Annotated in this window: 3 protein-coding genes; 1 reads left to right on the plus strand and 2 read right to left on the minus strand. The window is 61.1% G+C overall.

What is annotated here, in order from left to right; genetic code table 11:
• Both QMX89_RS22590 and QMX89_RS22595 read right to left on the minus strand, forming a co-directional pair.
• Positions 1-315: putative toxin-antitoxin system toxin component, PIN family (locus QMX89_RS22590; RefSeq protein WP_282349949.1), on the minus strand; the 315-nt coding region annotated here is incomplete at its 3' end.
• A complete protein-coding gene (locus tag QMX89_RS22595; protein WP_003089107.1) occupies positions 315-554 on the minus strand; it encodes a ribbon-helix-helix domain-containing protein in 240 nt (79 codons plus the stop codon). The genes QMX89_RS22595 and QMX89_RS22590, both read right to left, overlap by 1 nt.
• 201 nt (positions 555-755) lie before the next feature.
• Between QMX89_RS22595 and QMX89_RS22600 the strand changes: the two genes are divergently transcribed.
• Positions 756-1,685 (plus strand): recombinase family protein, encoded by a 930-nt coding sequence (locus QMX89_RS22600; protein WP_003150544.1) that lies wholly within the window; start codon positions 756-758, stop codon positions 1,683-1,685.
• The last annotated feature ends 42 nt before the right edge of the window (positions 1,686-1,727 follow it).

A 1,727-nucleotide genomic window follows, 5' to 3' on the forward strand; every position in this document is an offset into this window, starting at 1 on the left:
CAGGTAGTCCGCATCGCCCGCCAAGGCCATGGCCAGCAAAAACGAGTCATCCGGATCATCGGCTTCGACCTCGATGGTCAGGCGCTCCAGTACCACAGCCCGTTGCAGGTTATTGATCATGGCGCCCACCTTGGCGGGCTGTAGGATGGCCTGAAGCTTGGGATAGCGGCTGGCTCGACGAATTTCATCGAGTTGCATCCGCGAGGTCACCACCTCGAAACGCGCCGCCCGCCAGGCACGGTAGATCGCATCGGGCGCGCCATGTGGCGAGATCAGGGCGCTGAACAGGATGTTGGTATCCAACACGACCCGCATCAGCGCTTACGTGCCCAGTCGAGCGCTTCGTCAACCGCGTTGGTCAATTCTGCCTCACTCAGATGGGCGTTAGCGGCCTTGGCCTGCTCAGCGCTCAGCTCCAGGATGTGTGCCCGTACCGCTTCTTCGATGAAGCGCGACAGGTCGCCCTTACGGCCGCCGCCCTGGCTGGCCAGAAACATCCGAAGCGACTGGTCGGTGTCGGCCGAGACGGCGACATTCCAGCGAATGGTATTCATAGCGTTCTCCGCTAATAGGTGTTTGTGTGTTTATACGCCAATCACAAAGGGCGATGCAATGGTTCGACAAAACGAAGGTTTTGCCGAACTCTATCGAGGAATGGCTCGGTTCGTTAAGCTCCCCGCGCTACGGTTCAAATAACTGGTACGCTTAATCAAAGTTCAACTATTACTAACGTAGTCGAGTAAACAGTACTTTTGATGAAGATCGGTTATGCGCGAGTGAGCACTCGGGATCAGAAAGCCGACCTACAAGTCGATGCCCTGAAACAGGCCGGGTGCGAACGCATCTACCAAGACATCGCCAGCGGCGCGAAAAGCGCCCGGCCGGAGTTGGACAAACTGCTGGCCAACGTGCGGCCGGGTGATGCCGTGGTGATCTGGAAGCTGGATCGCCTTGGGCGTTCCCTCAAGCACCTGGTCGAGTTGGTCGGCGAGCTGGCAGAGCGCAAGGTCGGCTTACAGAGCCTGAATGACCCCATCGACACCACCCACGCCCAAGGCCGCCTGGTGTTCAACCTGTTCGCCTCGCTGGCGGAGTTCGAGCGCGAGCTGATCCGCGAGCGGACTCAGGCGGGTCTGTCGGCCGCACGGGCGCGTGGCCGGATCGGTGGCCGTCCCAAGGGCCTGCCAGCCAAGGCTGAGGCCACCGCCATGGCGGCCGAAACCCTCTACCGCGAAGGTCGCCTGAGCGTCAGCGCGATCGGCGAGAAGCTGCACATCTCCAAGAGCACGCTGTACAGCTACCTGCGCCACCGTGGTGTCGAGATCGGCGCGTACCAGAAGAGCGCCAGGTCACGCGACCAGCAGCCTTCGGCCGCGTCGCCGGCAGAGCCGCCCGCCGCCGAGCGGGTGGCCACCGTCACCCTGCGCCTCGCGGTGGTGAATAACAGCAAGTTCGTGCGCGGCCGGAAGCGGGCCACGGAGAACATTGAGCGCTACTGCCTGGAGCCCTATGGCATGAAGCGGCTGGATGCCGGCCACTATGAGTTGACCATTCCGTATCGGAGCGACGATGAGCTGGACAAGAGCGTGCATGACCTGCTGACCGAGATCAGCCAGGAGGCCGACATGCGCAACTGTTTTGTCGAGATGGGCGCCTGGGAAGAAGACACCGAAAAGCGTTGGTAGGGCTTACGTTGGTTTTTGGTTCCATTGCTCCCCAAACCCCAA

Source organism: Pseudomonas sp. PS01301, assembly GCF_029960215.1.
Taxonomy (GTDB): Bacteria; Pseudomonadota; Gammaproteobacteria; order Pseudomonadales; family Pseudomonadaceae; genus Aquipseudomonas; species Aquipseudomonas coleopterorum.